General features: G+C 42.1%; 20 protein-coding genes. 4 read left to right on the top strand and 16 right to left on the bottom strand.

Annotation, left to right across the window (positions count from 1 at the left end; all coding sequences use genetic code 11):
- Nucleotides 1-37: 37 nt before the first annotated feature.
- The 7 genes from AC1Q59_RS22670 to AC1Q59_RS22700 all read right to left on the bottom strand — a co-directional run bounded on the left by AC1Q59_RS22670 (nt 38) and on the right by AC1Q59_RS22700 (nt 7,807).
- Complete coding sequence (locus AC1Q59_RS22670) at nt 38-1,051, bottom strand: hypothetical protein (RefSeq protein ID WP_492368137.1); 1,014 nt, start codon at nt 1,049-1,051, stop codon at nt 38-40.
- Between the two features lie 154 nt (nt 1,052-1,205).
- The gene (locus AC1Q59_RS22675; protein ID WP_492368138.1) at nt 1,206-1,772 is read right to left on the bottom strand and encodes a histidine phosphatase family protein; all 567 of its coding nucleotides are present in this window, start codon (nt 1,770-1,772) and stop codon (nt 1,206-1,208) included.
- Between the two features lie 153 nt (nt 1,773-1,925).
- The gene (locus tag AC1Q59_RS22680; protein WP_492368139.1) at nt 1,926-4,331 is read right to left on the bottom strand and encodes a penicillin acylase family protein; all 2,406 of its coding nucleotides are present in this window, start codon (nt 4,329-4,331) and stop codon (nt 1,926-1,928) included.
- A gap of 313 nt (nt 4,332-4,644) precedes the next feature.
- Nucleotides 4,645-5,142: a PaaI family thioesterase gene (locus tag AC1Q59_RS22685; protein ID WP_492368140.1), complete on the bottom strand. Its 498-nt coding sequence runs from the start codon at nt 5,140-5,142 to the stop codon at nt 4,645-4,647.
- 37 nt (nt 5,143-5,179) lie between these two features.
- A complete protein-coding gene (locus tag AC1Q59_RS22690) occupies nt 5,180-5,827 on the bottom strand; it encodes a 3-oxoacid CoA-transferase subunit B (RefSeq protein ID WP_492368141.1) in 648 nt (215 codons plus the stop codon).
- Nucleotides 5,827-6,495, bottom strand: a complete 669-nt coding sequence (locus AC1Q59_RS22695; protein WP_492368142.1) for a 3-oxoacid CoA-transferase subunit A — start codon at nt 6,493-6,495, stop codon at nt 5,827-5,829. The genes AC1Q59_RS22690 and AC1Q59_RS22695 overlap by 1 nt, the downstream gene beginning before the upstream one ends.
- Before the next feature lie 247 nt (nt 6,496-6,742).
- A complete protein-coding gene (locus AC1Q59_RS22700) occupies nt 6,743-7,807 on the bottom strand; it encodes a permease (protein ID WP_492368143.1) in 1,065 nt (354 codons plus the stop codon).
- A 232-nt stretch (nt 7,808-8,039) separates the two neighbouring features.
- Here AC1Q59_RS22700 and exaC point away from each other — a divergent pair, with 232 nt between their 5' ends.
- Both exaC and AC1Q59_RS22710 read left to right on the top strand, forming a co-directional pair.
- Nucleotides 8,040-9,560 (top strand): acetaldehyde dehydrogenase ExaC, encoded by a 1,521-nt coding sequence (gene exaC / locus AC1Q59_RS22705; RefSeq protein ID WP_492368144.1) that lies wholly within the window; start codon nt 8,040-8,042, stop codon nt 9,558-9,560.
- Between the two features lie 21 nt (nt 9,561-9,581).
- The gene (locus AC1Q59_RS22710; protein ID WP_492368145.1) at nt 9,582-9,944 is read left to right on the top strand and encodes a DUF779 domain-containing protein; all 363 of its coding nucleotides are present in this window, start codon (nt 9,582-9,584) and stop codon (nt 9,942-9,944) included.
- Between the two features lie 47 nt (nt 9,945-9,991).
- On the opposite strand, the gene AC1Q59_RS22715 is transcribed toward AC1Q59_RS22710, so the two are convergent.
- The 9 genes from AC1Q59_RS22715 to AC1Q59_RS22755 form a co-directional block, all read right to left on the bottom strand.
- Nucleotides 9,992-11,344, bottom strand: a complete 1,353-nt coding sequence (locus AC1Q59_RS22715; RefSeq protein ID WP_492368146.1) for a chloride channel protein — start codon at nt 11,342-11,344, stop codon at nt 9,992-9,994.
- A gap of 62 nt (nt 11,345-11,406) precedes the next feature.
- Nucleotides 11,407-12,207, bottom strand: a complete 801-nt coding sequence (locus AC1Q59_RS22720; RefSeq protein ID WP_492368147.1) for an EcsC family protein — start codon at nt 12,205-12,207, stop codon at nt 11,407-11,409.
- A 239-nt stretch (nt 12,208-12,446) separates the two neighbouring features.
- Nucleotides 12,447-13,370: a stalk domain-containing protein gene (locus tag AC1Q59_RS22725; RefSeq protein WP_492368148.1), complete on the bottom strand. Its 924-nt coding sequence runs from the start codon at nt 13,368-13,370 to the stop codon at nt 12,447-12,449.
- A gap of 159 nt (nt 13,371-13,529) precedes the next feature.
- Entirely contained in the window at nt 13,530-13,706 is a 177-nt protein-coding gene (locus AC1Q59_RS22730; protein WP_492368149.1) for a hypothetical protein, read from the bottom strand.
- Nucleotides 13,707-13,845: 139 nt separating this feature from the next.
- Nucleotides 13,846-15,786, bottom strand: coding sequence for a GTP-binding protein (locus tag AC1Q59_RS22735; protein ID WP_492368150.1), 1,941 nt, complete (start codon nt 15,784-15,786; stop codon nt 13,846-13,848).
- A gap of 97 nt (nt 15,787-15,883) precedes the next feature.
- Nucleotides 15,884-17,350 carry a protein adenylyltransferase SelO gene (locus tag AC1Q59_RS22740; protein WP_492368151.1) on the bottom strand — a complete coding sequence of 489 codons (1,467 nt, stop codon included), beginning with the start codon at nt 17,348-17,350 and terminating at the stop codon, nt 15,884-15,886.
- Between the two features lie 43 nt (nt 17,351-17,393).
- A complete protein-coding gene (locus AC1Q59_RS22745) occupies nt 17,394-18,590 on the bottom strand; it encodes a class I SAM-dependent rRNA methyltransferase (RefSeq protein WP_492368152.1) in 1,197 nt (398 codons plus the stop codon).
- A 218-nt stretch (nt 18,591-18,808) separates the two neighbouring features.
- The gene (locus AC1Q59_RS22750) at nt 18,809-19,549 is read right to left on the bottom strand and encodes an alpha/beta hydrolase (RefSeq protein ID WP_492368153.1); all 741 of its coding nucleotides are present in this window, start codon (nt 19,547-19,549) and stop codon (nt 18,809-18,811) included.
- Nucleotides 19,550-19,619: 70 nt separating this feature from the next.
- On the bottom strand, nt 19,620-19,994 hold the full coding sequence (locus tag AC1Q59_RS22755) for a PaaI family thioesterase (protein WP_492368154.1): 375 nt from the start codon (nt 19,992-19,994) through the stop codon (nt 19,620-19,622).
- Between the two features lie 213 nt (nt 19,995-20,207).
- On the opposite strand from AC1Q59_RS22755, the gene AC1Q59_RS22760 reads away from it, so the two are divergent.
- Together AC1Q59_RS22760 and AC1Q59_RS22765 are read left to right on the top strand one after the other, a co-directional pair.
- The gene (locus AC1Q59_RS22760; RefSeq protein ID WP_492368155.1) at nt 20,208-20,924 is read left to right on the top strand and encodes a class I SAM-dependent methyltransferase; all 717 of its coding nucleotides are present in this window, start codon (nt 20,208-20,210) and stop codon (nt 20,922-20,924) included.
- Between the two features lie 344 nt (nt 20,925-21,268).
- Nucleotides 21,269-22,699 (top strand): hypothetical protein, encoded by a 1,431-nt coding sequence (locus AC1Q59_RS22765; RefSeq protein WP_492368156.1) that lies wholly within the window; start codon nt 21,269-21,271, stop codon nt 22,697-22,699.
- Nucleotides 22,700-22,823 lie beyond the last annotated feature (124 nt).

Raw genomic sequence — 22,823 nt, forward strand, 5'->3', positions numbered from 1 at the left:
TACTCTGGTTATTATGAGGAGGATTCCTATCCCGCTGTTATAGATTTGAAAAATGCTCTCGCGCTTTTTCTGCAACCTCTTCCGGTATTTTATATGTAAGGGGCTCCTGGTGCAATGCTTGAAAGTAATTAATATCACTTGTATCCATCATCCCGATCGTAAATCTTGGAATTAACCGGGCATGTATCGATTGTTTTGCACTTGCTTCAGTTGGAACAGTAAGCATCATATTGAAGCTGGCAAAGCCCTGGTCGGTTAATGCAGCAAATACCGCCTGCAGCCCCTGCGCAAAATGAATCCAATCCTGTTCCACAATATCATCAAGGGAATACTTTTCCGGGAAAATCGCAAGAAAATCATTTTGGCCCTTTGGTGAATAGGCATGCATCCAGGCTGTATTTCCTATTTCCCCAATCCATCTATCTCCAAGAGACTTTTCTTTTTCATAAAGGTCAGTAAAATAGTCTTTTTCACTATTGAACCCTTTAATCTTTTCGTTGATAAGCGCCTGGTAATTCGTTGGAGAATCAGAAGCCGCCACCTGTAAATGCGGATGCAGGATACTGCCGCCAGAATAAGGCAGGTAGTTCCAGTTAATCGATGCATAGCGAACATCTTTATCGGTTTCTACTATCCTTTGGACGTACGCTTGAGCTGCTGCTAAACCATCTTTGATAAGTGGTACAGTCATTTCCTCCAAACGCAAATAATGCTTTTTAGAAAGAACAACTACTCCATTATGCTTGCTGTACGGGAAAAGATTCGGAAAAACAACCGCTTCTCCTTGGATGATTCTGCCTTGTTCAGCAATTTCCTCTTGAAAAACTGGAGTCATCTTATATAAATTTTCCAGACAGAACGGACACCTTGCCCCGCCTGTCTCTTCAGCTGCCCGTGTAAAATCAGGCGGAGTAAACTTTATCCCCGGATCAAATATGATGCGTGACGTCTCCCCAGTAAGCGGATCAACCCGAACCTCCGTCTTCCTTTCAATCAAATTCCCTTGACCATCACGAAACCTAAACCATTCATCCTTCTTAACAAATTTCACTGTTCCATCCCTCCTAAATACTGATAACTTCAGCAAAACTCAGCGAAAATCCTCCCAAAGGAAGCAGCCCCGCCCTTTAACACACTAAAGCACCGGGGGTCAGGCCCCCAATGGTTTAACGCGTTACATCGCTGGGGGTCAGGCCCCCGATGGTTTAATGCGTTAAAGTGTAGGTTGTGCAATGCCAATGTTTTGCGTTTGATTTTCTTTTTCCCTTCCAGCCTTTTTTTTGCAGTTCTTCGGCTATGAATCTATTGAAAAAGCCGTGGCCGACCAATGCAACCGATTGATGCTTTTGGGCATAACCTATTAATTGTTCTGCTGCCTGTTTGGCCCGCTGTTTGGCGCTTTCCTTAGATTCACATTGTCTTGAATAACCAGCAAACCATAGACACCTAGCCAAAACAAGCCAAACATTAGGGCTCATTTTCAGCCATGGAATATTCCTCAATGCCGGCAGTTCTGTTTCGCGAAAACAGGCATCAGATATAATATCCGCTTTGGGAGCTAACAGAACAGCCGACTCTGCTGATCGCTTCAAATCACTTGTAATAACCAGGCTGGCAGCCGATATTTTATTACGTGTGAACTCAGGGTATTGATTCTCCACAAACACACCGCTGCTGTCATATTGTTCAACCCAATGCCGGAACTCCTTTGCAGCTGTACGAGTATGATCAATATGCCTGGAGCGGCCATGCCGGATTAAGGAAATTTCCAACGAAACACATCCCTCTATCTATATTTATATCTTAATATACTCTATTTTTTCATAAGAGTCTGATATCCTTCAATAAGTTCTTATTTAACATTAAATCCCTAATAGAAAAAATCCTTGCAGACAGCAGCTGCAAGGATTTTAAATCTATTATATTTACTTAACTGGCACCAGCTTAATCCGTTCTTTCGTCTCTTTCTCAACACTTTTGCGGCTATAAAGTAATGGGAAGGCATCATTTTCAGCCCAGATTTTGAATAAATCGTCATAATGCTCGCTATTTGGGTCCCCAGATTGGCCAGGACTGTTGACAGCGATAGAATTATCCCAATTTCCGACATCGAGTACCATTCTGTAGGTAGCCCCGCTTGTTTGTCTAAAATTAGAGAGATTATACGATGTTGCACCAACGGTATCACCGCTGCCTCCGCGCGGATATGGCCCAACATTAAATTTTTCCTTCGTTTTATCATCCATTAAATCAGAGAGCTGATGTTCTAAATAAACCTGATGCAAATCTCCCCATTTCCATTTCTTCATGTTTGGCCCAAGCAGCTTCTCAACATGCGCAATGGCATCCTTTAAACTGGCAAGCAATACATCATTTCTCGCTTTTTCCGGATTATCGCCAAATCGCTGATCTGGATTTTGCAAAAGTTCCATTACCGCTAAAGGATCACCGGAACCAACCTTTTTCGCAGCTTCTTCAGGCAATACCTGACTAACGACTGCTTTTCTTAGATGATGCTGATACCAGACTTCAAATAAGGCACCTGCAGATGAATTCACATCGAGATTTCCATCCCATTTTTGCAGCATTTTCAAAGCCTCTTGAACCTTTTTATCATCTGATTCCAGATTATCCAGCAGGCTTGTAATTTGGCGGCCAGGCATGGAAACAAAGTCTGTCTGCAATCGCAGTGAATCTTTAATTCCCATCTTCTTTGTATTGCTTAAAACCTCTTTAATTCTTTGTGAACGATATGGCAGGCTCCACTCAAACCCAAGCTTATACTTTTTATAATCGTAATCATCCGGCAGGTTCATTTCATTTGCCGACGCTACCCATCCGCGGTCTGGATTGTATTCGGATGGCAGTTTTTCCTGATTTAAGAACCCATCCCATTCATAGCTTCCGTCACCTGGTACAGGCAGCAATCCATCCCAGTTATCACGAACAGGTGTCAATCCGCCCGGCTTCCAGCCAATATTACCTTTAATATCTGCGAATACCTGGTTTTCAGAAGGGGATCCCCACTTATTCATTGCTTCACGGAAATCTTCCCAGCTTTCGGCACCCATATAGGATAGACTTCCCAAGTATGGCGCCATTCCAGGCTCTAGCCAAGCAGCCCTTACAGCAAATGCGCGATTATTTGCCTCATCCTTGTAAATAACAGGCCCATGGCGTGTAAACTCAAGCTCAGCTGTCTGCGGCTGTTTCCCTTTGACGGCAACCTTCTCCTGTACCTTCTTCATCGGCTCCCATTGACCTTTATATAAATATTCGGAAGGGTTATTCGGGTTTGTTTCATACACATAAAGGTCTTCCTGATCGATTGAAAAAATAGTTAATCCAAACGCAGCTGTCCCATTATGACCGATAGAAATACCCGGCAATACAGGCTCACCGCCACCTATTACATTCATACCGGGTGCAGAAATATGGGCAATATACCTCAGTGAAGGAACGGCTAGCGTTCGATGTGGATCATTGGCTAAAATCGGACGGCCCGTTTTCGTTTTTTCCGGACTTAAAGCCCAGTTATTGCTTCCCAGCCCGGATTCAAATTCAATCTGTTCATCTAAAGAGACTGTTTTTACCTTTAATGCCTCTTTATCAAAATAAACCCCTTTAGTTGCAAGGTCATAAGTATTCAGTACATCTTCGGGAATATCGAATAAGTCGAGTCCCTTAGGTATGTTTACTTCCCAATCTGGCTCTAGCTTCTTCCTGATGCTTTCAGCTTCTTCGCCAAATTGACGCAGTGTGATGGCACGTGAAACTTCACTCTTGATATTTCTTGTTAAACCGTGGCTGCGAATCCGGACAACATCCTCTGGTTCCCATTTAGAAGGCTTGTAACCAAGAAGCTTAAACTCTTCTGGCAGCAATGCCGAATCCTTTTCGGTCATTTCTACATAAGCATTAATTCCATTTACAAAGGATGTAACAATTCTCTCTGTATCTGGACCATATGCTTTCCATTCTTTTTCCATATCTCCACGATATAAAAATAGTCTTGCTGCTTTATCCTGTTCTTCATAGGAAGGTCCTAAAACCTCTGAAAGCTGACCTAACCCCCGTTTCCGCCACAGATCTATCTGCCAAAGCCGGTCACGCGCAGCATTAAATCCCTGTACAAAAAACGCATCGTCTTTGGTGGAAGCATAAATATGAGGGACTCCCCACTTATCAATGAGGATTTCAGCCTGATTTTCAAGCCCAGAAACCTTAACTTCCTTTGATTTCACGGTTTTACCTTCAGCACTGTCTGTGTACATAAATGGTGCTGTAATCATAAGCACGAAAGCAAGCACAAACAAAATACCTTTTTTCAACAGCTGTCACTCCTTTTCAAAAAATGTTAGTTTGATCGTGTTCTTTCCGTATTGATGTTGTTAACTGCCCATCATCTCCTCTTTAGGTTTCTATTCACGCACTCCAATCATATATAATATTCTGAATATTCGCATCATACCTTTTTACCTTCCTCTCTATGACATATATACCATTTATTGGTGAAATCTAATCTAGAAAATGGACAGATGCTGAAAAACAAAAAAAGCGGTTCTCCCTCTTCCTTTTTTGGGAAGCAGGAGACCGTCTCCGTTTTCTGTCCTGCATGGCCAGTTTGTCATTCATTTAGCAGGACTACTTTATTGTCGTTATATAAAAACTTCCATTCGAATTAGCAACAATGTCTCCTTCTTCATCGAAAATTGTACATTCTCCAAAAACGATCCGGTTTCCAAATTGCACAATCCTTGGTTTTGCAATGAGTTTCTCGCCCACACCTTTTTTTATAAAATTCATTTTCATTTCAAGAGTAAACACTCTTTTATTAGGAGGCAGCTGGTTACCAATATAAGATCCTAATGCAATATCTGCAAATGTATATAAAGCTCCTCCGTGTGCAACATTGGCAGTATTATAATTTTGCGGTCCCAGTTCCATTACCAATTGATCATTAACCTTATGTATTCCTAGTAAATCTCCAATATATTGAATATATGGAATCCTAATTTCTTCTCTTTCTAATACTTTTTCCAAATGTGTCAGTTTACTATTTGACAGCTTATACAGCTTTTCTTCAATTCTCTTAATTGTCTTTAGTCTCTCTTCTTCTGTTAAGCATGTTTCTGAAACCAAACGTACCACTCCTGAATTTATATTGACTAATTTATCTTTATAGTAAAGATACGATTAGTTTTGGTTCTGTCGCCTTTTGAACATCATCTACTGTATAACCAGGACTAACCTCTCTTAGAACAAGCCCCTCTTTAGTTACATCAATTACTGCCATGTCAGTATAAATCCGATCAACACAATTTAACGCAGTTACAGCGTAATCCAATTCTTTTACAATTTTTGGCTGGCCATCTTTTGTTGTATGTGTCATTGCAATATAAAGCTTTTTAGCACCGATTGAAATATCCATTGCTCCGCCAATACTTCCTAGCTCGGCACCCTTGACCTTCCAGTTTGCTAAGTCACCTTTTTCAGAAACCTGCATTCCTCCCAAAACAGCAACATCAATATGTCTGCCTCTTGTCATAGCAAAGGAATCGGCAGAATGCGAAAAGCTTCCACCTGATACAAGCGTGACCGGCTCTTTCGAAGCATTTATCAAATCTGGATCAGCCTCTTCTTCCGATGCCGCTGAGCCCATTCCCAAAACACCTTGTTCACTGTGATAAATAATTTCTTTTTCTTTTGAAACAAAATTACTTACCATAACTGGAATTCCAATGCCTAAATTGACAATATATCCTTCATGGAGGTCTTCTGCAATTCGTTTGGCAATTTGTTCTCTTATACTTAAACCGTTTGACATTACGATTCACTCCTTTTCACAACATGTTGAACAAAGATACCTGGGGTGACTATACACTCTGGATCTAATTGCCCTAAATCAACAATTTCATCCACTTCTGCAATGGATATCCTTCCAGCCATGGCCATTAATGGATTAAAGTTCCGGCCAGATTTATTGTAGACAAGATTTCCCCATCGATCGGCCCTCTTCGCTTTAACAAATGCAAAATCACCTTTGATGGCCTTTTCCAGAATACATGTAACCCCATCAAATTCCTTAATCTCTTTTCCCACGGCGACTTCCGTACCCACACCTGTTGGAGTATAAAAGGCTTCGATTCCGGAACCACCTGCGCGAAGACGTTCTGCAAGTGTCCCTTGTGGAATTAATTCCAAATCTATTTTTCTTTCTTTAAATTTCTTCAGGAATACATAGCTATCTTTTGAAATAGGAAATGAACACATAATTTTCGCGATACGGTCATTCTCAATTAATGCAGCAAGCCCTGTATGATGAAGACCAGGGTTATTGCTAACAGCAATTAAATCCTTTGCACCCTGATTTAAAAGTGCCTTGATTAATTCGTAAGGTACTCCTGCTCCTCCAAAACCGCCAAACAAGATCGTACTGCCATCTTTTATATTGCTTACAGCTTCTTCTGCCGAATTGGCCACTTTATTTATCATTATCTCAATGTCCCCCAGCTCATATATTATTGAGTCACCTTCATACATAATGGAACTGACTAGAAAAACCGTCTCTGTGTCATGATTTATCAATAATTTATCATGGATTATTAATATTGTAAAACTATTTAAATTATTAATAATATTCACATTCCTTATACTGAATTAAGGTGGTATAGTCCCAATAATAAATAAAAGGCGGTACTCCCGCTTCCCATTTTAGGAAGCGGAGTACCGCCTTACTTGTTTACAATAGGTACATTCCCAATAGACCGCTCACAATGCCAAGAGCAACTACTGATACACTGACGAAAAATAAAACCTTTTTTGGAAAAGATTTAGCCACCATTAGTAAAGATGGCAAGCTTATAGCAGGCAATGTAACTAACAAGGCAGCTGCAGGTCCGCCGCCAAGTCCCAATGCCATAAAGGTCTGGATGATAGGAATCTCTGCAGCAGTTGGGATAACGAAAAGCATTCCAGCGATGGCAAAAATCAGTATTGCGATCAAGCTATTTGCCGCTGTATCACTTAATTGCGGGAACAGCCAAACACGGCCCGCCCCTAAAAGCAAAACGGATAGCACGTATGCAGGTACAATATAAAGCAGCATATTCCCTATACTTTTTAACCATCTATTAATAAAGCTGCCTTCCTCTTGTTTAACCTCTTCAATCATCCTATCAAGATTAACCGGCTGAACATCTTTTACAAAGCGATTGGCCAAATAACTGACACCAAAGGTTAAAAGAAGTCCAAACACAAGCCGGATTAACGTGAACTTCCATGATAAAACAAAGGTCATAAAAATAAGAGTCGCTGGGTTAATCATTGGATTCCCAATCCAGAAAGCCAATGCTGCCCCGACCGAAACATTCTTTTTCCGAAGGCCAACAGCCATCGGTGCTGCGCAGCAAGTACACATCATGCCTGGTACTGCAGCTAGCCCGGCAATTGCTGTGCTTCCAAACGAAGTTTTTCCAAGCACTTTAAGAAGCCATTGTGTCGGCAATAATACTTGAAGCAATGATCCCAGTAAAATACCTAAAATCGCAGCCTTCCAAACAGAGTTAAAATAAACAAGTGCATAATCTAAAGCGGACTGCAATGAAGGCTTCTCATTCGAAAGATCTCCTAAAATAGAAGCTCCAATAGAATGTGTTTGTGCTGCCAAGATTGTTTTATTAAAATAAGGCCACCATTTTACGTAAAGCAATCCAGCGGCCGCAACTACGATGAATAAAGCCACGAACCAAATCATTCTACGGCGACTCGGCTGATTCTCTTGAATTGTTGCATCTGTATATGACATGGCACCCTCCTGATTAGATCTTTTGTATTTTTTTGGACAAATTATTATATCATATGGCAAGGATTGAAACGACATCTTTGCCTCCTTTTCCAAAAAGTAACCAAAGTCATTTCCCTTGTATTTATTTTAAAAAAGGAGCATGATTATTTGGAGATCACCTGATAATTATTATAAGTAAATAATAATTATTATGTTTTCAAATAAACGTCTACAATTAAGGGGAGATTCATCAATGATTTACGCAAATCCTAACACTGAAGGCGCACTTATCCATTTCAAAGACAAGTACGATAACTTCATCGGCGGTAAATGGGTTGCACCTGTTAAGGGTGAATACTTTGAAAATAAATCACCTGTAACTGGCGAAGTTTTTACAAAAGCTGCTCGTTCATCAGCAGAAGATATTGAACTTGCTTTAGATGCTGCACATGCAGCGAAAGATGCTTGGGGTAAAACATCTACTGCAGAACGTGCTCGTATTTTAAATAAAATTGCTGATCGTTTAGAAGAAAACTTGGAAATGATCGCAGTTGCTGAAACTTGGGATAACGGTAAAGCTGTCCGCGAAACATTAAATGCTGATATTCCATTAGCTATTGACCACTTCCGTTATTTCGCTGGTGTCATCCGTGCACAGGAAGGCCGCACAACTCAATTAGATAATGATACTGTTGCCTATCACTTCCACGAACCACTTGGCGTAGTTGGACAGATTATTCCTTGGAACTTTCCAATTCTTATGGCGACATGGAAAATTGCTCCGGCATTAGCTGCAGGTAACTGCATTGTTTTAAAACCAGCAGAACAAACTCCAGTATCCATTTTAGTGGTAGCTGAATTAATTCAAGATTTGCTTCCTGCGGGTGTACTTAATATTGTAAACGGCTATGGAATTGAAGTCGGTAAACCGCTTGCAACAAACCCTCGTATTGCAAAAGTTGCTTTCACTGGTTCAACAGCAGTTGGCCGTCAAATTATGCAATATGCAACTGAAAATATTATTCCTGTCACACTTGAACTTGGCGGTAAATCTCCTAACGTATTCTTCGAAGATGTAATGGATAAAGATGATGAATTTTTAGATAAAGCGATCGAGGGCTTCGTTATGTTCGCATTAAACTCAGGCGAAATTTGTACTTGCCCTTCTCGTGCTTTAATCCAGGAATCCATTTATGATAAGTTTATGGAACGCGCCTTGGAACGTGTAAAAGCAATTAAAGTCGGCAACCCTCTTGATACCGATGTGATGATGGGTGCTCAGGCTTCCAATCAGCAAAAAGAAAAAATCTTATCTTATATTAAACTAGGACAAGAAGAAGGCGCTGAATTATTAATTGGCGGCAAAGAAAACGACCTAGGCGAAGGCCTTAAAAATGGAAACTACATCCAGCCAACTGTCTTCAAGGGCAACAACAAAATGCGTATCTTCCAAGAAGAGATCTTTGGACCAGTTCTTGCTGTAACAACATTCAAAGACTTTAATGAAGCAATGGAAATTGCTAACGATACACTTTACGGCTTAGGCGCAGGTGTATGGTCACGCAGCGGAGATATTGCTTACCGCGCAGGCCGCTGCATTCAAGCTGGACGTGTTTGGACAAATACGTATCACCAATACCCAGCAGGTGCAGCATTTGGCGGATTTAAAATGTCAGGCATCGGCCGTGAAAACCACGCGATGATGCTAGAACATTATCAGCAAACAAAATGCTTATTAGTAAGCTATGACAGAAAAGCCCAAGGATTCTTCTAAACTGAAAGGATCGGATCTACAATGGCAGAACGTGTTGTGGCAACTGAAGAAGCACTGAAATTAATAGATTTGCTGAAAGAAAGATACGGCTCCATCATGTTTTATCAATCTGGCGGATGCTGTGACGGTTCCGTTCCGATGTGTTATAGAGATGGAGACTTTCGTTTAGGGGATTCTGATATCCATCTTGGCGAAATTGGCGGTGTTCCCTTCTATATGCACAAAAGCCAATATGAATACTGGAAACATACCCAGCTAATCATTGACGCAAAAGAAGGTCCTGGTGCTGCCTTCTCTTTAGATAGTATAGAAGAAAAACATTTTATCACTGACTCTCGTGTTTTTACGGATGGGGAGCATAAGGATATAAAAACGCTGCTCTAAAAAATTTGGCTGTCCCGGAATTTTCGGGACAGCCTTTTTTATAAGATCTATTTTCTATGGAGCCGATACTGCCAGCGTCTTACTTTTCGCAATAGCCCGTAGGACACGTGGATTTTTTCTTTTTCAAGAGGAATATTAGGTTCAAGGTGCATCCACAATGATTTTGAATAGGCAACCAGCTGATCAGGATAAACACTTCGATGCCCGATCACAATGTATGCCGTAATGCAGGCGCCGACAACATATACTCCGGCTAGCCCGCCAAATAATTCGTAACCCATAAAAATAGCCGCTAGCGGTGTATTCGATGCCGCAGCAACCACCGATACCATTCCAACCGCTGCCCCCAGGGCCGGATCAACGCCCAAAAGAAAAGCGAATACATTTCCTGTTAACGCTCCGATAACAAACTGCGGTGTTACAATTCCTCCATAAAATCCAGAACCTAGCGTAATGGCGACCAATAGTGATTTCCAAAGGAAGCTAAGATAGGGGACGTGTTCGCCAGCTAAAGCCTGGTCCATGATGGGAAGGCTCAAACCAAGATAATCTCTAGGAATAAATAAAATAAGAACAGATAAAATCAGCCCGCCGATCATTGGCATGAAAGGCGGCCAAATTTGAGCCTTCTGCTGAAGCCATTGAAAAAATGTGCGGGCCTGTTCAAAAAGTTCAATAAACAGCCACGCTGCAAGTCCGGCAATCATACCAATGATTAATATTTTTATAAAAATCCCATCAGAGAAATGAGTTGCTCCAATTGGATAATAGCCGTAAGAAACTCCCCACAGTTTGCTGATTTCAAAGGATGTCACACCCGCAATAATCGCCGGGAAAATAAAATCATAGCGCAGACGGCCGATCGTCAAAATTTCTACTCCGTAAATCGCTCCTGCAATTGGCGTGCCAAATACGCTGGCAAACCCGGCACTTACGCCGCAGGCCACGATTCTTTTTTGCAGTTCGGGGTTTAATCGGATGAGATGGCCAAACCACGACGCTAGCGTACCCCCGATATGTGAACAAGGGCCCTCTTTACCTGCCGATCCGCCAGAGCTTAACGTAATGATCGCGGCAATTGGTTTTAACGGCAGGGTTTTATAGGGCATAATCCCATGCTGCTCATGTACAGCGGCAATGACCGAATCCTTTTTTTCCTTAGAAGCGTTACGGTAGCCATAATAAATAATTAGTCCGTTTACCATACCGCCAATCGGCAAAAACAGCATCTGCATCCAAAGAGGAATATGTGCTGTTTTGCCTGTAGAAAATTCTAGTACATGTATAAACAAACTCGTGCCTGTCCCAACAATCACACCTGTAATCACTGATAAAAATATCCATCTAATTAAAGTAGCCAGCATGACTAGCGGCTCAATATAATACACACGCCGAAACAAAATCATCACCCTTTCAATGCAAGGGCTGGTTCCATTTAAATAAGCAGAAGTGATCCTTCTGCTTACTCGATTTTCTCCAGTCTTTCAATAATTTTTCTTTTCTGATATAGCATCATGCCTGTTTCGGCAAGATCGTTAATTGCTGATCGGTTTGTATAAGCGCCAAAAATCATTCCAGCAACGGGCACCATTTGAAAAAGCTTTTTCCAGCCAAACTGGTCTCTATATGTATAGACGACCTCTCTCCATCCCTGCAGTTGGGACATCATTTCATTAGAGCTGCTTCCTTCCCTATAGTAATTGGACAACTCTTTGAGAATGGCTTTTTTTCCAACCACATCGGCTGATGAAAACTGCAGGCATTTGACGATGAACACTCTCTCGCTTTTTTCACTTGGATCGTATCCATGAATGATGGCAATTTCCTGCAATGTTTTTAAAGAGATCGCTAATAGGGCCGGAATATCAATAGCCAAGGTAAAAATACCGCCAATTCCCGTGCTGGCACCTTGAACAGCAGCAAAATTCTTTCTATGTTCTGTAAGCTGCTCACTAATCTTTTTCATTGTCGAAAGCGGCAGCTCGTTTATATCAGTGAATTCTTCAACAGGCTGTTTCGTTTCCTTTTGAATCAATTTGTAGATGCTCTTCTTACTAACCAAATAACGTCCGCCAGTTTGAATGTAAACACCAATTTCGTCCAGTAATGCACCAATTTTTTTATGAATAAATTTGGGGGTAAGTTTATCTAGAATTTTAAACGGCAAACGGCCGATACGTTCCCAAAACCATAATCCGCTTTGATCCTTTTCCCACTTTTCAATGACTGACAGCTTAGTCAGCAATTCCTCTCTCGACTCCATTTTATTACAAATCACTCCTTCTGAAAACACCAGATGCATTTTTCATGGTTGTCTCATTTAATATACTTACGAGGAATATAATAGAAAGTTTCAAATAGGCGTCTTTCTTTTTAGCTTTTGACACAATGGGTAAGAATATGATGGAAGTAAAATCTTTTATGGGTTTTATCGCTTTAAAGCATTGGGGGTCAGGCCCCCGACGCTTTAAAGCGCGAAAGCCTGTATCTTCTGAGGCAGGTTTAATTCTCTAATAATTTAGCTAGGAATTCTTCTGAAACGTATGCTTTGCCCTCACGGTAAATAGGTGCTTGTTCAAATTTACCTATACTGCGGTTATAGCCATATGTTTTTTCGCCATATTTTATCGAAAAAGACATGTTGCCCTTTGTTACAAACACATCTTTCATTTCGCTGCCTTCATCAACTGTAAAGCCTAATTCCTCAGCTATTTTACGAAGAGGAATCATCTTTACACCCTCTTTAATAATAAAATCTTCTTTTATCATTTCTTCAATTTTCATCTTTTTCTCTATAAGATTATCGTAAGCAACAATCTTTGCTGGAATAGTTTGAGGAGGAATACCCCTTGTTGTTGCTGAGTAAAAAATAATTAATTCCTTATCAAGCAAGTCCTTCACTTTCAGCTCCGTCCCTGCCTGATTTTCTAGTATGGTGTTCTTGCCAATATTAAGTTTTAGCTGTTTATCGAGGCTAAGAAATTTATGATCGAATTTCCCCAATTTTACAAACCCAGGCTTTTTCTCGTCATTAACAATTAGAATTTCTGGTGTTATTTGTGGAGGGTAAATCATGATCATTGGCTTATTTTTGTCATAATAGGCTTCTATTTCAAGCCCTTGTTTTAATTCACTAGGCTTGATAGACTCACCATTACTGCTATTTAAAAGAAGGGATTGCTTATCAATAGTAATATTGGCGATAACCTCACCTTCATTTTGAATGGTAGCCGTCCATTTATTTCCGGTATATTCTACCTCTTTGATCGTTCCATTGATCTTCAGAAAATCAGTCGTTTCCTTCACTTCTTCGCTCTTTTCCATTTGTACTGGGGGTTGTGCATTTTGCTCAATGACTGCTGGATTTGCCGAAACAATATTCCCGGCTAATAGGGCTGCCATTGCTGTTGTGCTAAAAATATTCATGGGACCAGTCTCCTTTTTCAAATTTCATAGGATTAGACGTATGTGTTTTGAAAAGGTTACCTGGTTTTCCACTAATTTGCAGACAGGAGAGCCTGGAAGGGTAATCAACGGCCTAATTTAAAAAAGCCTAACAAAAAAAGAAGCAGAAAAACCTCTGCTTCAATCTTGATATCCCGTTAACTCCTGCTGTGCAGACCTAAGCTGATTAATAGCCTGCTGGATTTTGTTTTTGTTTTCCTGTTTCTCCGCCATCCCAAGCGCTTGCTCCAATGAACCAACAGTAGATTGGACGGACGATAAGCTCTGATTAACATAATCTTTTGCATTACCTGCCACATTAAACACCTCCCAGAAGTAGTATTCCGCCTTTTTCACAAAATATGTATATAACCGAAGATGTGAATGTGTACTGGTACCGCTTTAAAGCATTGGGGGACAGGCCCCCAGCGCGGTAATGTGGTAAAGCGCATCAATCTTAGCAGTGCATCATGTTTTCCGCTTCGTCCCATTTGACTGTGAAGCTTTGGCCCTTGGCGCAGAAGACGGAAGAGGAGGTGTACTCTGGGTCGGCGTTTTTGTCATAGCCGATTTTTTGGATGATTTCCTGTTCGTTATGGCAGCGATGGTAGCCTGCAAAGTTAAGGCTCATACGGCCTTTTCCTTTAGTAAAGGAAGCAAGAGTGGCGCTGTAATCCATAAATGTGGCAACAGGTGCCATTCCTGTCAAAATTGAATGGTCTCCCTCCGTGATTGGCGGATCAAACAAGCCAAAAGCGTTCTGAATATCTGACAGCACACGGCCCATTTGATCAAGTTCAACCTTAATCTTGAATCGGTAAAACGGTTCCAGCAGAATATTGCTCGCCTTTTCCAGCCCTTGTCTTAAAGCACGGAATGCAGCCTCCCGAAAATCTCCGCCATGGGTGTGCTGATTATGAGCTCTTCCGGTTAACAGCGTAACCTTTACGTCAGTTAGCGGCGAGCCTGTCAGCAAACCATGATGCTCCCGTTCAAAAATATGCTGCCCTACCAAGTTCTGCAGCCCAATCGGCAGGTGATCGGTATGGCATTCACTTTCAAAGGAAATACCGCTGTTTCTGTCCCCAGGCTCAATCTTTAAATGAACCTCTGCGTAATGGCGCAAAGGTTCAAAATGCCCGTACCCAATAACCTCAGATTGTATGGTCTCTTTGTAGAGAATTTCTGGTTTTTCAAAAACAACCTTTAGCGAAAACCGCTCGCGAATCACCTGCTCGAGCACTTCTAGCTGAATCTTCCCCATCACATGAAGATGGATTTCCTGCAAACGCTCTTCCCAGACAACATTTAAGGAAGGATCTTCGGCCTCCAGCATGCGGAAATACCGCAGCACCTCTTTTGCATTCACTCCCGCTTCAAATACAACCTTTGATCTAAGTGTCGGCACCATTTCATAGACCGCTTTTTCCTTAAGCGCCCCTACTCCGTCACCTGCGGTGGCCTCAGTTAGTCCCGTTGCCGCAAAAAGCTCTCCACCATGAACCTGGCTGACCTGTTCAAATTGCTTGCCATTATATCGGCGGATTTGTGTGATCTTTTCCATCTGCCCTCCCCCGTATGCAAGCTCATCCCTCACATGCAATACGCCGCTTAATGCTTTAATAAAGGTAACCCTTGTCCCATTCTCTTCATAACGAATTTTGTAAACACGGCCTGAAAAAGGTTCATCCGCTGGGAAATCGGTCATTGTTAATAAATCAAGTTTCGCTAAAAAGCTTTCTACCCCGATATCCTGCAGGGCGGAACCGTTTGAACACGGAAAAACTTTCGCTGCTTTTATCAGCTTTTGCATTGTTTTAAGCCATATCCCCGGCTCATAGCCCTTTTCCATATAATGCTCCAGCAGCTCTTCATCCCGTTCGGCAATAAATTCTATTAATTCTTCCGACATCGCCCCATTAGACAAAGCCTCAGAAATCTCACAGACGTCCTCTGTCAGACTGCCGCGAATTTCATTAAGCACCCGGCTGGCATCTGCGCCCGTTCGATCCATTTTATTGATAAAAAAGAACACAGGAATCCGATGCTTTTTTAGCAGATTCCAAACCGTTTCCGTATGCCCTTCCACCCCTTCAACCGCACTGATGACAATGATTGCTGCATCCATGACTTGTATGGCCCGCTCCATTTCCGGAGAAAAATCAACGTGCCCTGGGGTATCTATTAAATAATAAACAGAACCGCCATACTCAAACATTGCCTGATCTGCAAACACCGTAATCCCGCGCTGCCTTTCTATGTCATGACTGTCTAAAAAAGCGTTCTGGTGATCGACCCGGCCGCGCTTCTTAATACTTTTCGTATGAAACAGCAGCTGTTCTGAAAAAGTAGTCTTTCCCGCATCGACATGTGCTAAAATTCCGATTGTCTTGTTCATATTCGTCAATTACAACTCCTCGTTACACAGAAAAACGCAGGGACGGCTCTCATGTTTTTTGTTTAGGTCCCAAAAAACAAAAGTACCGTCCCCCTGTTCACGTTCCGCAAAAAGTTTGGTATGGCCGTTTAGATGGCGGAGGCGGAGCCGTATAGGCTTCCTGTTCTGCACCATGCGCATATGGGTTACTAAGTGCCTTAAGAAGCTTTTCCATTACACTTAAATCCCCGCGCTCAACCGCTGCTTCCAGCGCTTCTTCCACCCGGTGGTTCCTGGGAATAACGCTTGGGTTGCTGTCCTTCATTAATTGCTTAGCCTTTTCTTTCGATTCCTCTTGTCTGTCTAATCTAGACTGCCATTTTGCATGCCAGTCTTTAAATTCCTTGCTTGCAAACATAGCAGAACCTTCCAGCTGGTCAAACGTTAACGCCCGGAACGTATTAGTATAGTCAGCACCATGTTTTTGCAGCATTAACAGAAAGTCCTGGATAAGCGGTTCGTCTTCCTGTTCCTCTTGAAATAATCCCAGCTTTGCTCTCATCCCTGCCAGCCAATGTGCGCGATACTGTACAGAAAACCCCGAAATTGCCTGCTCGGCAACCTTAATGGCCTCTTCTTCGTTATCGGCGAGCAGCGGTAAAAGGGTTTCAGCAAATCTGGCAAGATTCCACCCGGCCATATACGGCTGATTTCCATAAGCATAACGTCCTTGGGTATCTATAGAGCTAAACACCGTTTCTAAATCATACGTGTCCATAAAAGCGCAAGGGCCGTAATCAATTGTCTCCCCGCTGATTGTCATATTATCGGTATTCATCACCCCATGAATAAACCCGACCAGCTGCCACCTGGCAATAAGGGCTGCCTGACGTTTGATCACTTCCTCCAGCAGAGACAGATAGCGATTCTCTCCCGGCACAGCATCCGGATAATGCCGCTTGAGTGCATAGTCAGCAAGAGTCTTCAGTTCCTCAACTGTCCCCCATGCGGCCACATATTGAAATGTCCCAACACGAAGATGACTTGCCGCAACCCGAGTTAAGACTGCACCAGGAAGCCTCGTCTCGCGCTGAATTGCTTCACCAGTGGTTACCACTGCCAGACTGCGGGTCGTTGGAATCCCAAGTGCATGCATAGCCTCACTAATAATATACTCCCTAAGCATCGGGCCAAGCGCAGCTCTTCCATCCCCACCCCGGGAATACGGAGTTCTGCCTGACCCCTTAAGCTGTATGTCAAATCGTTTCCCGTCGGGTGTAATCTGCTCGCCAAGGAGTACCGCCCGCCCATCGCCAAGCATGGTAAAATGGCCAAACTGATGCCCGGCGTATGCTTGAGCTAGCGGTGAAGCACCCTCAGGAATCTCATTCCCGGCAAAAATGGCTGTGCCTTTTTCATCTATCAATGCGTCAGCCTGCAATCCTAAAGATGCGGCTAATGCTGTGTTAAGAAAAGCCAATTCCGGGGACCGAACAGGGACCGGATTTTGGCCAGTAAAGAATGACTTTGGCAATCGGGCATAACTATTGTCAAAATTCCACCCAGCTTCATTGTGTTTTGTCATCGTATCTCCTTTTCTTTTCTGACATTTTCTTCAAGTATATCATTCAGGTTAGCTTTTTAATAAAAACCACCTTAAGGTAGTTCCCTTCCTTAAACGTACCAATGGTTTTAAAATCTGAAGGCAGTCTAAATTCCTCTAATATTTTATATTTACTGCCTGCCTCCCGAAAAGCCTTATCGATAAAGCCTTTAAATTTATCCATCCCAAAAGTGCTGCAATTCGTTGAAGCCACAATAATACCGTTTTTCTCAGTGATGGCAATCGCTTTTTCTAAAAGGCTGGGATAATCCTTAGCGGCGCTAAAGGTATGCTTTTTTGACCGTGCATAACTTGGCGGGTCGAGTATGACAAGATCAAAGACTAGCTTCTTTCTTACCGCATATTTAAAATAGTTGAAAACATCCTCGACGATAATGTCCTGGGCTTCGAAGTCAATCCCATTTAAACTGAATTGTTCAATTGTCTTGCTCTCGCTCCTGTTGGCTACATCTACACTTGTCGTTTTGAATGCGCCTCCCGCTGCGGCTGCAACCGAAAATGCACCGGTATAAGAAAATGTATTTAAGACATTTTTTCCGCTGGCATATTTGTCCCGAATTGCTTGGCGAACATCTCGCTGGTCTAAAAAGATGCCAACCATGGCCCCTTCATTTAAATAGACAGCAAAATTCATCCCATTTTCTTTAATTATAAGGGGATAGGGTGCTCTTTCTCCTTCAATGAATCCATCGTCTTCAATATATGTTCCATTTTCAGCAAAGCGCTTTTTTTCATAAATCCCTTTGAAGGATCCTGTATTTTTAATGGCCTGAATCACTTCATCTTTAAAGTGATAAACTCCTTCACTGTACCAATTAATAAGGTAATAGCCAGCAAAATAATCGATGGTCAAACCGCCTATTCCATCACCTTCACCATTAAATACTCTGAAAGCTGTTGTTTCCTTGTCCCTAAAAAAGCCTTTTCGGTCATCCATAGCCTTTTTTATTTTCTTATCGAAATATGCCTGGTTAATTACTTCCTTTTCCTGCTGGGTAAGGACCCAGCCGATTCCCTTGTTTTGCTTCCCATAGTACCCTTTTCCGAGAAACATCCCCTTGTCATCAATGAGTTCAATCAGGGACCCTTCTTTTTCTAAATCATTCATATTTAGAATGGCTTCCTTCTTGATTAAAGGGAATCCCGATTTCATGCTTTTCACAAATGCAGATTTTACCTTAAGCTTAACTGCCATATTCATTTCATCATCCTATCGATTTGATTATATAGGTAAATTCAACCTAATCTACCATACACCCCTGCAGGCAAAATAGAAAGCAGGAGAACTAGTTCCATTATATTTTTCCCAATTTTTTATAAAAAAAGAGCTCTGTTAATCTTAGAAGGTAATTTTCGCTCCAATAAACACTTTTTAACACAGAAAAAAAAAGAAGCAGATAGGGCTGCCGCTCTGCTTCCTTACCAATTTAAATCCTCCATGAAATGAAGTACATCCTTGTATACTTTTTCACGTTCCTCACCCAATGTAATAATGTGGCCGGAGTGACCATACTGTTTCAGCTGTTTGTCCTTTGAATGAACGCTGTTGAAAATGATTTGAGCGCTTTCCTGATATAAGATATCGTCTAATCCTCCATATAAGATTGAAATTGGAGAGCTGATCTGGTTTAGCTGTTCACTTGTCTCTACGATAAGCTGCTGAAGGTCTTTTATAGAAGGCATTGGGTTTTCAGCAAACTCCTTCATTTCAGCCTGAATTTGTTCCTCTGTTTTTTCTTCCAGTTTCTTATATCCTTTTGCATAATCCTGCACTCTTTTGTATAGGTCATCGATGCTTTTTTCCTGGGCAGGCGCACTCATGGATACAATTCCTTTAACAGGGTGTTCAATCCCGATTTTTAAGGAAAATACGCCTCCAAGTGATACACCCGCAACGGCAATGTCCTCATATCCTTCATTTCTCAAAAACTGGTAGCCTTCTCTAACATTTTGCCACCAATCGTTTGGACCTGTTTGAACCAGCTCTTCCGGTCCTGTTCCATGTCCTTTATATAAAGGAGCATGACACGTATAGCCATTTTCCTGCAAGTATCTTCCAAGCCGTCTCACGTCTACTGTGCTTCCGGTAAAACCGTGCAATAATAAAACAGCCCTGTGTCCTCCTTTATATGTAAAAGGCTTGGGCGCTACTAATCTCATTTCTTAAACCTCCTGGTTGTGTATGGGAACCGTGCTCTGTCCCATGGCATGTTTGATTATCTGCGATTATCTATGATTTGCGAAAAAGAATAGCTTTCGATTTAGCAACAAGCTCCTGACTTTCATTGAAAATGGAGCATTCTGTATGAACTAGGGTTTTACCCTGTTTAGTTAGCTGAGCACTTGCAGTGAGGCAAGTACCCGTCGCGGGCTTCAAAAAAGAAACGTCCAAATCAACTGTCACCGCCTGCTGAATTCCCTTTTCATCGGCAGGGATCAGGTTTGTCATGGCAATATCAGCCAATGATGAAATAATCCCTCCATGGATACTGCCGGCACTGTTCACAAACAAAGGTACTATCGGCAGTATGACTTCTAAATGATATTCATCAATCCTTTTATAACTGAGCCCTAAAGACTCATCGAAAGGCTGTTTAATAAACATTATACACCTCCATTAGACCGGGGCTAATTGCCGCGAAATACTGGGCGGCTATGCATCTTTTACTATATTCCATTAAGCGGGGAGATTTCCTCCTTATTTTTTCACGATAAAAATTCCGGAATTAAACGCTTTTAGTCAACGGAACTAAAACGCCCAGGCCGAACCATTCATTTTTAGCTAACATATCATGCAAAAAGATGATTAAAGAAGGTGATGACAATTAGCGATTCAAAATATTTGGATTTTCTATCTAAGTTTGGCGTTGGCAGCGCACACCCTGGCGGTTTCAATCTGACAAAGGAAATTCTTAGCTTTGAAAATATCAATAAAACCTCCCGAGTGTTGGATGTGGGCTGCGGTACCGGACGAACGGCCGCCTATATTGCCTCCCGTTATGGAGCAAATGTAACAGGAATGGATATCAATCCGATTATGGTTAAAAAAGCAAGAAAGAGAATATCAAGGGAAAATTTACCTGTAGAAATTACCCAAGGATCCATTGAAAGCTGCGCCTTAAAGGATCAGGATTTTGATTTTGTTTTATCTGAATCTGTTCTCGTGTTTGTACATGCCCCTAGAGCCCTTAATGAAATATTCCGTTTACTGAAAAAAGGCGGGCGAATGATAGCGATCGAACTGACACTTAATTACCCTCTTAGCCCAGCTGGGATGGATGAGATTAAGAAATTTTATGGCTTTAAATCCGTTCTTAAGGAAAAGGAATGGGGTGCTTTACTAACGCAAGCTGGGTTCAAGGACATAATAATCCACAGAAACAATCTTCCCTTTCCTGCAAACCAGACACAACAAGAATTTCACTTCTCCAAATTCATAGAAACCGAACTCTACACAGTCATGCCCCAGCACTTCAGCCTCATGCAAAAATACCAAGGAATCATAGACTACCGAATCATCACATGCACCAAATAAAAAATCGCACATCCTACTCCACCACCCTATCGCGGTGACGCACTAATCGAGCGGGGGTCAGGCCCCCGATGCGGTGACGCGTTAATCGAGCGGGGGTCAGGCCCCCGATGCGGTAACGCGTTAATCGAGTGGGGGTCAGGCCCCCAGTGCGGTGACGCGCTAATCGAGTGGGGGTATGCCCCACCACACTAATACGTTAAATCATCATTATCAGTCTTTCACTAGCGGAGATAACGTTAACTTTTTTGACCTGTTCCTAAACTTTCACCTATGCCCAGATGCGAGCATAGACTATTTTACTAATCAATGCCTGCTTTTCATTAATAATTAGGGGGATTCTATACATGGAGTTAACTGCCGCACATTGGATGTATTTGGTTGGAACCTGTGTCATTATTTTAACGATGCTGTTCCGGCAAAATATTGTCGTTCCTTCCATTATTGTCACTTTTTTAGTCGGGTGGATTTTTACCGGCTCCTTCACATCAGGTTTGCAAACCATTTTTAATGCTAGTTTAGTAGCCGCGGGAGAGTTATTTAATATTTTCCTTATTATCGCAATCATGACCGCGCTATTACACTCGTTAAAATCGATCGGGGCCGATAAACAGATGATTACCCCGTTTCAGCAGGTAATGAAAAATGGCCACATATCCTATTGGGTTATTATTTTCGTCACCTATATCATTTCTTTATTCTTTTGGCCGACGCCTGCCGTTCCTCTTGTTGGAGCCTTGCTTATACCGGTTGCCGTTCGGGCGGGACTTCCGCCGATTGGTGCAGCAATTGCGATATCCCTTGCAGGTCAAGGTATGGCATTGTCATCGGACTATGTTATCCAAATTGCCCCTACCTTAACTGCTACAGCAGCGGGTGCAGATGTTAACCTTCTGGCAGACCGGGCACTTGTGTTATCCCTTATTACTGGTATTACAGCGATTATCATCGCATACTTGACTTTAAGAAAACAGATTACAAGTCCATCTGACAGTCATTTAGCCGCTTGGGAAAAAATCGATCAAACCTCAGAAGAGGCACAAGAACATGCAAAAATTAACCAATCCGAAAAAAGCAAATATAGCACCTTATTTGCTATTGTTGTTCCGATTGTATTTTTAATCATTATTGTCTATATGTTTCTTACAAAGTTCACCGATCTCTTCCCTTCAGTGGAAGGCGGTACAGGGGCAGCATTAATTGGCGGGGTATCCGCGATTCTGCTAATTGCAGCCTCAATGTTTAAAAATGTCCGCTCCTCTTTAAACGACGTAAGCGAGAATATTGTAAAGGGCTTCGTATTCGCATTTAAAGCAATGGGACCTGTCATTCCCATAGCCGGATTTTTCTTCATAGGAAGCGGCGAATTATCCAGCAAGATTTTTGGCATTGATGCTGAAGGCGCGCCTTCATTCCTATTCGACCTAGTTGTCTCCGGACAGCAATTCATTCCAGAAAGCGCCTTTATCTCCGGATTTGGCATTCTAATCATTGGGGCCATAACTGGATTGGATGGATCCGGATTCTCCGGTTTGCCATTGGTTGGATCATTATCCGGGGCATTAGGCGGAAGTGTTGGGGTTGATGTTGAAACCCTAGGAGCTATTGGTCAAATGAGCTCCATTTGGGTTGGCGGCGGAACCTTAATTGCCTGGTCATCACTCGTCGCCGTAGCAGGATTTGCAAAAGTCCCTGTACTGGAGCTTGTACGAAAAAGCTTTTTGCCTGTCATTATTGGCCTTATCCTCTCTACCATCATAGGATTGTGGATATTCTAAAAACCTTGACTCTACCGCGGTAACGCTTTAAATAATCGGGGGTCAGGCCCACTAGCGTTGCACAGATGGAAAAAAATGCAAAAACGCTATTTTCTTTACACAAAACAAAAAGGCTCCTAATGTA

It is taken from the genome of Cytobacillus sp. MT66, assembly GCF_058792595.1.

Bases quoted from the DNA above. Each gene is read 5' to 3' on its own strand.
- exaC (WP_492368144.1), top strand. From the start codon at position 8,040: ATGATTTACGCAAATCCTAACACTGAAGGCGCACTTATCCATTTCAAA.
- AC1Q59_RS22760 (WP_492368155.1), top strand. From the start codon at position 20,208: ATGACAATTAGCGATTCAAAATATTTGGATTTTCTATCTAAGTTTGGC.
- AC1Q59_RS22725 (WP_492368148.1), bottom strand. From the start codon at position 13,370: ATGAATATTTTTAGCACAACAGCAATGGCAGCCCTATTAGCCGGGAAT.
- AC1Q59_RS22765 (WP_492368156.1), top strand. From the start codon at position 21,269: ATGGAGTTAACTGCCGCACATTGGATGTATTTGGTTGGAACCTGTGTC.
- AC1Q59_RS22710 (WP_492368145.1), top strand. From the start codon at position 9,582: ATGGCAGAACGTGTTGTGGCAACTGAAGAAGCACTGAAATTAATAGAT.
- AC1Q59_RS22690 (WP_492368141.1), bottom strand. From the start codon at position 5,827: ATGTCAAACGGTTTAAGTATAAGAGAACAAATTGCCAAACGAATTGCA.
- AC1Q59_RS22735 (WP_492368150.1), bottom strand. From the start codon at position 15,786: ATGAACAAGACAATCGGAATTTTAGCACATGTCGATGCGGGAAAGACT.
- AC1Q59_RS22695 (WP_492368142.1), bottom strand. From the start codon at position 6,495: ATGATAAATAAAGTGGCCAATTCGGCAGAAGAAGCTGTAAGCAATATA.
- AC1Q59_RS22720 (WP_492368147.1), bottom strand. From the start codon at position 12,207: ATGGAGTCGAGAGAGGAATTGCTGACTAAGCTGTCAGTCATTGAAAAG.
- AC1Q59_RS22700 (WP_492368143.1), bottom strand. From the start codon at position 7,807: ATGTCATATACAGATGCAACAATTCAAGAGAATCAGCCGAGTCGCCGT.
- AC1Q59_RS22745 (WP_492368152.1), bottom strand. From the start codon at position 18,590: ATGAATATGGCAGTTAAGCTTAAGGTAAAATCTGCATTTGTGAAAAGC.
- AC1Q59_RS22750 (WP_492368153.1), bottom strand. From the start codon at position 19,549: ATGAGATTAGTAGCGCCCAAGCCTTTTACATATAAAGGAGGACACAGG.
- AC1Q59_RS22755 (WP_492368154.1), bottom strand. From the start codon at position 19,994: ATGTTTATTAAACAGCCTTTCGATGAGTCTTTAGGGCTCAGTTATAAA.
- AC1Q59_RS22740 (WP_492368151.1), bottom strand. From the start codon at position 17,350: ATGACAAAACACAATGAAGCTGGGTGGAATTTTGACAATAGTTATGCC.